The organism is Bradyrhizobium sp. Ses1, from assembly GCF_059512365.1.
This window is the reverse complement of record NZ_JCAMOQ010000034.1, coordinates 1-7125: the sequence shown is the minus strand read 5'-3', so window position 1 is coordinate 7125 and position 7125 is coordinate 1. Positions and strand designations below refer to the sequence as shown.

Annotated in this window: 8 protein-coding genes; 3 read left to right on the top strand and 5 right to left on the bottom strand. The window is 62.2% G+C overall.

The window, feature by feature from the left end; genetic code table 11:
- Window positions 1-100: 100 nt before the first annotated feature.
- The 4 genes from AC5ZG5_RS30095 to AC5ZG5_RS30080 all read right to left on the bottom strand — a co-directional run bounded on the left by AC5ZG5_RS30095 (window position 101) and on the right by AC5ZG5_RS30080 (window position 3824).
- Complete coding sequence (locus AC5ZG5_RS30095) at window positions 101-559, bottom strand: putative Ig domain-containing protein (protein WP_130227847.1); 459 nt, start codon at window positions 557-559, stop codon at window positions 101-103.
- 590 nt (window positions 560-1149) lie between these two features.
- Entirely contained in the window at window positions 1150-2397 is a 1248-nt protein-coding gene (locus tag AC5ZG5_RS30090; protein WP_456645009.1) for a glycosyltransferase, read from the bottom strand.
- A gap of 621 nt (window positions 2398-3018) precedes the next feature.
- Complete coding sequence (locus tag AC5ZG5_RS30085) at window positions 3019-3444, bottom strand: DUF302 domain-containing protein (RefSeq protein ID WP_165435642.1); 426 nt, start codon at window positions 3442-3444, stop codon at window positions 3019-3021.
- A gap of 14 nt (window positions 3445-3458) precedes the next feature.
- A complete protein-coding gene (locus tag AC5ZG5_RS30080; RefSeq protein WP_456645010.1) occupies window positions 3459-3824 on the bottom strand; it encodes a carboxymuconolactone decarboxylase family protein in 366 nt (121 codons plus the stop codon).
- A gap of 172 nt (window positions 3825-3996) precedes the next feature.
- Here AC5ZG5_RS30080 and tnpA point away from each other — a divergent pair, with 172 nt between their 5' ends.
- The 3 genes from tnpA (at window position 3997) to tnpC (ending at window position 6299) form a co-directional block, all read left to right on the top strand.
- Window positions 3997-4311, top strand: a complete 315-nt coding sequence (tnpA, locus tag AC5ZG5_RS30075; protein WP_456671227.1) for an IS66-like element accessory protein TnpA — start codon at window positions 3997-3999, stop codon at window positions 4309-4311.
- On the top strand, window positions 4308-4655 hold the full coding sequence (tnpB, locus tag AC5ZG5_RS30070; protein WP_456645011.1) for an IS66 family insertion sequence element accessory protein TnpB: 348 nt from the start codon (window positions 4308-4310) through the stop codon (window positions 4653-4655). The genes tnpA and tnpB overlap by 4 nt, the downstream gene beginning before the upstream one ends.
- 116 nt (window positions 4656-4771) lie before the next feature.
- A protein-coding gene (gene tnpC, locus AC5ZG5_RS30065; RefSeq protein ID WP_456645012.1) for an IS66 family transposase occupies window positions 4772-6299 on the top strand; the annotation gives its coding sequence in 2 pieces (ribosomal slippage) (window positions 4772-6034 and window positions 6036-6299; 1527 coding nt in all).
- 12 nt (window positions 6300-6311) lie between these two features.
- On the opposite strand, the gene AC5ZG5_RS30060 is transcribed toward tnpC, so the two are convergent.
- Window positions 6312-6959 carry a glutathione S-transferase family protein gene (locus AC5ZG5_RS30060; protein WP_456645013.1) on the bottom strand — a complete coding sequence of 216 codons (648 nt, stop codon included), beginning with the start codon at window positions 6957-6959 and terminating at the stop codon, window positions 6312-6314.
- Window positions 6960-7125 lie beyond the last annotated feature (166 nt).

Genomic DNA, 7125 nt, shown 5'->3' with positions numbered 1-7125 from the left:
CTGTTCCGGCTGACCAGTCCGCTTGCCCGTGGCGGACGACGCGAACCCGACCCCGATCTCGAGCGGCAAGCCGTCGTCCAAACTGGTTTGCGTCGGGGTGTTAGACGCCGTGAATAGACTCGCCGTCGCGCGTCGTCGTGGTCACGGCCATATTGAAAGCCTCAGTGGCAGAGAGGTTGGCAGGATCGGTAGCCGACACCTGGACGCCAGCGGTGCCGATATTTGCCGATGTCGGCGTGCCGTTGAAAGTTTGCATCGTCGCATTGAACGTCAGCCATATGGTACGCGCCGCGTCGTTCAGGCCGGTTGCCGAATAGGGGAGAGGGCTGCCATCGGGATCATTGAAGGTGCCGCCGGGCGGCATCAGCGACAAGGCCGAGCCGACGACCGCATTCTGGTTGGGGGTCTGGGTCGCGAACACCAGTGGCGTGTCGGTTGTCGAGCCGGTATCGTTAAAGACGACACCAACCCGGTAATTGTCGCCCACGGCTCGAAAAGTGGCGGTCTCATTGGTGGATGTGGCGGTCGCCAGCAGCGTGCCGCTCCAACGATCGACCACATGGGCACTGGTATTTAAGTGCCATTATAAAAGCGGATCATCGTATCGGTTCGAGCACTCCTCCGGATTATGGCAGCCTTGCATTGGGGCCGCTACGGCCGAGCGATCTCCTGACCGTGCGACGAATGCCCATTTTCGGCCGGATAAGCCCAGGGGTGCGACGAGCAAGTCATTGATTGTTCTCACCCCGCGGCTGTCTCTTAACCATGAGCCACCGACCAGCAGCGTGCCGCCTAGGACTCCTCAATCGGCGCGTTCTTATTGCGGGAGGAGGAATCGGCGGACTGACGCTGGCATTGTTGGTGCATCAGCTGGGCGTTCCTTGCACCGTCTTCGAGGCCGCCACGGAAGTCGGGGAGCGCGGCGTGGGCATGATATCCCCCCACACAGCGCCCGCGTGCTAATGTTGCTCGGCTTTTCCGATGTCGGAGGTGGGGGTGCCCAAGGGCTGCACAGTCGCCGGCATCATGTCGATTCCAAAAGTCGGCAGCGCGGACAAAAGTCCGAGCAGCCAACTAAAGGCATAGGAGCCAGGGCTGATGCGCATGGGTGATCACTGCCGCTCGGTTTTCGGGAGGCGATAAGGGGGCTTAGGCTGCGCGATGGCGGGGCTGGATTGCGACAACAGCCTCCATCTCCTGGACCAGTCCGGCGGTGCCGATGTCAGTTGCTATGGCGTCACCGAGCCGGCGCGCAGCTAGGCGAAATTGCGGCTTCAGGATCAGCTGCGCAGCTGCCGAAGCGATCTCCTCTACCGAAGCAGTCGGCGGCAGCCGTAGGCCGGCGCCCTTGGCCTCCACGCGGATGGCATTGTCGCCCTGATCGCGACCCATCGGGAGCACTAGGAGGGGAACGCCGTTAAGGAGCGCGCGGTTGACGGTGCCGTGACCTCCCTGGCTGATGACGAGCGAAACCTCCTGCATCACCGCATCGTGCGGTGCGCTTCGAAGCAAATGCACATTGTCCGGGGCCTCAAGGCTATTGACGTCCAGGTTCGGACCGGCAGTCGCAACGGCCTCGACGTCAAGCTGACCCATCGCATGGATGATCTTCTGCACCAGTTCGCCCTGTCCCTGAGCGCCGGTGCTGCCGGCGATCAGCACACGCGGCCGATCCGTCGACCACGGCGCGCGCCACGACCCGCACCAACTCGGCTGATCGAGCAGTGGGCCGACATAGCGCAGATTGGCGGGCAACCAGTCGGCCGGGAAATCGAATGCGCGGCTCATCGCGAGCAACACGCGCGCCGCCCTGTCGAACAGGTCGAGCACATGGGAAACGCCTGGCACGCCCATCCGCGCACAGACGGCGTTGAAGCTCGGCAGGAAGCTGTCGAAAAGCGCCACCATCTCCTGAGCGGCGGCGTCGACGTCAGTTCGCTGCTGCGCCGTCTTCGGCGCCGCGAGGCCGCTGGCGGCGGGCGGCACCCCGGCCAGCGGCCGAAGGCTGACATGCGGCGAGAGCAGGGCGATGGGCACGCCTGCGGCTTCTGCGCCGAGCACTGCGCCAAGCAACAAATCAATGCTGAGCACGGCATCTGTTGCAGCTCTGCTTATTTCTTCCTTTATGTCAGCCGCATAGTCGTGCGCTGGATCCGCCATGATGCGGCGAAACGCATCGCGCAAGCCGGAGACGTCCGCGGGGTCCGCTGCTCGTCCGGTCGGCGCACGGCGCCAGGTGGCAAAGTCAAAGTCAGCGGCCAAGACTTCGTCACGCATCGCCGGATCCGCCATCACCCTGACGTGATGTCCGCACTGCCGCAACTGGCGACCGGCGGTCAGCAGCGGATTGAGATTGCCGGAAGTACCCCACGATACCAGAAGAAAATCATACGACACGGTGCATCGTCTCCTTCTTCATTGCCAGACCATTCCGAGGCCATAGAGCGGTGGTGGGCGGCCATTTGACCCCGCGGACTCGCGTGGACCGAAACCGCTAAGCTCGTAATCTCGGCGGGCTTCGCTACCGCAGCATTTCGAAGGTGAAGGGAATGGTTACGCCTGTAATGGCGCACTTGCTGCCATAACCGGAACGCACTGGAAGCGTCCAATTCGGTCATTCCGAACCACCTCACGATCGACGTGGTTCTGACCAACCTGGTGCCGACCTCACCCGTACGCGGCGCGCACCGGCAAAGCTTCAAGCGAAATAGTAATCGCTACTTCCAGGAATGACTTTGGCCGCGACTCCAATAAGGGGTCGCGGCCTTTTTTTGTGCCCTATAAATCGTCCAAAACAGCCCTGAGTCTCGGGTTGCGCGACCTGGTCGAAAATTCCCGTGTCCCGTCGACGCGGACGGTTTTCAGGTGGACCGGACATTCGGCCGGACCGGACATTCGGCCGGACCGGCAGGTCGCAAATGGGCCAGAAGCAGATAAAGCGATCGAAACTTTCCGACCCGGGCGACGACGACCGCTTCTATAAGGAAGCGGACACGCCTTCGTAGGCCCCTCCAGCGATCAGCTCACCGCTCCGGCTATTCGCTCGCAGGTAGCGCTGAGTTCGCGCCCAAGCTGCGACAGCTCCGCGTTCTGGTATCGCGCGAAGTGGCACTCTGGATCCTGCCACCGCACGAATACTTGGCCCCCTGATCCGGCGATCACCGAGAACTTCAGAGGCACCTCGAGCAGCGCGGACGGATCCGCCGCTAGAAGTCGAGCCATGAAGCGCGGATGGAAGAATAGGATCTGCCTTGTCGGTCCGATCTGATAGTTGCTACGTTGAACCACAGCCTGAGCGTCAATCTCGTGCAACACGAGGATGTCCGCGGCTTCAATAGCCAATCGCAGGCCTTCCAGCACGTCATCGAACGCCAGTGAAGTAGTCCGGAGGCGTTGAAATGGCTCGTGGCGTTTTCCATTGTCCAGATAGTCGACGACGATCATTTGCGTCTCTTCGCTCATCGATCCTTTTCGGCTTCCTGCTCCACAAGAGCCTCATAGGCGTCGAAGGCGCGAGTGGTGTAAACGAGCGCGGCGGCAGCATTTACTGAGATGGCGATGCCCAGTACCTCCGCGATCTCCCCTTTCGTCGCGCCGGCTTTTTGGGCCGCGGCGGTATGGACGGTGAGACAGCCATCGCATCGAAGAGTGATCGATACAGCCAGGCTAATGAGTTCCCGCATCTTGGCGTCCAACTTGCCGGTCTTGGCATTCGCGGCACCGAGCTGCACATAGCCGTTCACCGTGTCGGGGCTGAGTTTTCCGACGGCGTTGACGCCTAAGAAGATTTGCGCGCGATATTCAGTCCAATCAATCATGTGCATCGTACGTCTCCTAGGATTTCGTGTATCCGTCCGGTGAAGGCCGCCTTGCCGAATGAGGTGTGTTGTTGAGAACTGTCCTTATGGACAGTGATAGGCGCAGTGCCCAAGTCGAACGGCTTGAGGTGGTGGACACGGGCCGGCGGGGCGCTGGTCCGAGGACGAGAAGTTCAAGATCGTCCTGGAGAGCTTACAGGCGCCGCGCCAGGTCGCGGCAACGGCGCGGCGGTATGGCGTTTCCCGCTCATTGCTGCTGCGATGGCGGCGGTCGTTTCGGCCTGAGCCGAAGGATGTCGCCCAACCTGGCTTCGTACCGGCGATGGTGGTCGCGGAATCAGGGCCGACGCCTGGTCCGGTCGCGCCGGCCAGCAGCGGCGGGTCGATCGAGATCGAGTTTGCGGCCGGGGCTCGGATGCGGATCACGGGTACGGTCGACGCGGCGACGCTGAAGGCCGCCGTGGCGGCGCTGGCAGATGGACGCCTACGGTGATCCCGATTGCGTCGGGCGTACGGGTGTGGATTGCGACCGGCCACACCGATATGCGTCGCGGCATGAACTCGCTGGCCTTGCTGGTGCAGGAAGCATTCACGCGAGACCCGCACGGCGGCGACCTCTATGTGTTCCGTGGCAAAAGCGGCAAGCTGATCAAGATCCTTTGGCACGATGGACTGGGCATGTCGCTTTATGCCAAGCGGCTGGAGCGCGGCCGCTTCCTGTGGCCGTCGTCGACTGATGGCGTGGTGACAATCACCCCAGCCCAGCTTGGCTACCTGCTGGAGGGCATCGACTGGCGGATGCCACAACATACCTGGCGACCGCAGGCGGCTGGCTGATCGCTGGGATTTGAATCGGTGGCACGATCAGCGCTCCGGACAGAGACCGCGCCTTGTGATTCTCTGGTCGGCGATGGGCGCTCATGATTCTCTTCCCGACGATGTGACGACGCTGCATGCTGCGCGCCGAGCGAGCGGCCCGGTTGGCCGCGGAGGCGGAAGCACAGGCGGGGACGTTGCTGATCGAGAAGCTCAAGCTCACGATCAAGAAGCTGCGGCATGAGCAGTTCGGACAGTCCTCCGAGCGCGGCGCATTGCTAGACCAGCTCGAGCTACAGCTCGCCGACCTGGAGGAGAACGCGGCGCAAGCTGAGACCGCGGCACAGATGGCAGCCGAGAAGATTGCGGTGCCATCGTTCGAGCGCCGCAAGCCAGCCCGCCGACCGCTACCGGCGCATCTGCCGCGGGAGCCCATCGTCTATCCGACACCTGCAATCTGCCCATGCTGTGGCGACAGCCGATTGCGCAAGATTGGCGAGGACGTGACCGAGACGCTGGAGCTCGTTCCGCGCCAGTGGAAGGTGATCCAGCACGTGCGCGAGAAGCTCGTCTGCCGGGCCTGCGAAGCGATCACCCAGCCGCCGGCTCCCTCGCATCCGATTGCGCGCGGGCGTGCAGGGCCCCAGCTGCTGGCTCATGTTCTGTTTGGCAAGTACGGCCTGCATCTGCCGCTCAATCGTCAGAGCGATGTCTACCAGCGTGAAGGCATCGACCTCGACGTATCGACGCTCGCGGACTGGGTAGGTGCCGCCGCGGCAACCCTGATGCCTTTGGTCGACGCAATCCGGAGCCTCGTCTTCGCAGCCGAGCGCATCCACGCGGATGACACCACGGTGCCGGTCCTGGCCAAGGGCAAGACCCGGATCGGCCGGCTCTGGACCTACGTGCGCGACGATCGCCCGTTTGGCGGCCCAGATCCGCCAGCGGCTGTGTTCTTCTACTCGCCCGATCGTGGCGGTGCGCATCCGGAGCAGCATCTGGCGGGCTATGCCGGACTGATGCAGGCTGACGCCTACGCCGGCTTTGGGAGGCTCTACGAGGCCAATCGCAAGGGCGGCCCGATCATCGAGGCCGCGTGCTGGGCCCACGGCAGACGCAAGTTCTTTGATCTGGCACGGCTCACCAAGGCGCCGATCGCGGCCGAGGCGGTCAAGCGCATCGATGTCCTGTTCGCCATCGAGCGCGAGATCAACGGTCTTGCTACGAAGGAGCGCCTGCGTGTGCGCCAGGAGCGTAGCCGCTCACTGATCGTCGAGCTGGAGGCGTGGTTGCGCGAGCAGCGCGCCAAGCTCTCGAGGAACAACGACACGACCAAGGCGATCAATTACTGGCTCAGCCGCTGGGATGCATTTAGCCGCTTCCTTGATGACGGACGGCTTTTGCATGTCGAACAATGCTGCCGAGCGTGAGCTACGGGCTGTCGCCGTGGGACGAAAAAATTGGACCTTCGCTGGGTCCGACGAGGGCGGCCGGCGTGCGGCTGCCATCTACACCCTCATCGCCACCGCCAAGCTCAATGACGTCGACCCGCAGGCTTGGCTTGCCGACGTGCTGGCGCGCCTACCGGATCATCCCGCCAAGCGCATCAACGAACTGCTGCCTTGGAATTGGAAAGTGCGAGGTGCCACATTAGCGGCTGCATGATCCATCGATCGCTCAGAGCCGCACGGGCAGCGAGTTGCCCACCGGCATCAGTTCATACGGCAGCTTCCACCCTGGTAACGACGCCACACGCTCGCGCCATTTGTTGAGTGCGGGAAACGCCGCAGCAATATCGAAGCCAGTCTCCTCTGTGGGATAGTATACGTATCCAGCCAAAGAAAAATCCACAATAGTCGGGCGGTCGCCCAGCATGAAGCCGCGATTAGTAAGATGTTTGTCAACGATCGAGAAAGCGCCTTCGACCCTCGATCTCATATAGGCAAGCACAGTTGGATGCGCGGGCTCCGGCATCATTGACTGGAGAATCCGGTGCGCTGCAAAGTTGCCCGTAAATCTGTGGTTGTCGAACAGCAGCCAGCGCAAGGTCTCAAACTTTTCCTCCGCGCCAACAGGGCAGAACATGCCGTGAGTCTCCGCGAGCCATGTTAGGATCGCCCCCGACTGGCTCATCCGTCTACCGTCAAACTCGAGAACCGGAACTTCACCCATTCCGTTCATTGCGGTACGCCAAGCAGGGTCACGAGTCTGGCCGCCAGCGAAATCGACACCGATCGGCTCCCAGTCGAGCCCCGCACAATTAAGAAATAATGCGACTTTGAACGAATTGCCCGAAGCGCCGACGCAGTGCAGCCTATAAGCCATCCATCGCCTCGCGCGGCCCGCAGCGTAGTCGCCGGCTGCTGACAGCGTCATGTCAGCAGCTTTGTTACGTGAAACGGAATGATGGTGGCCTAGGTCGCGTGGACAGTTATGTTAGCCAGAGCAGAGTTGCGGCGATAGCGACGACAGCGAAGTAATTTCGTGCGGT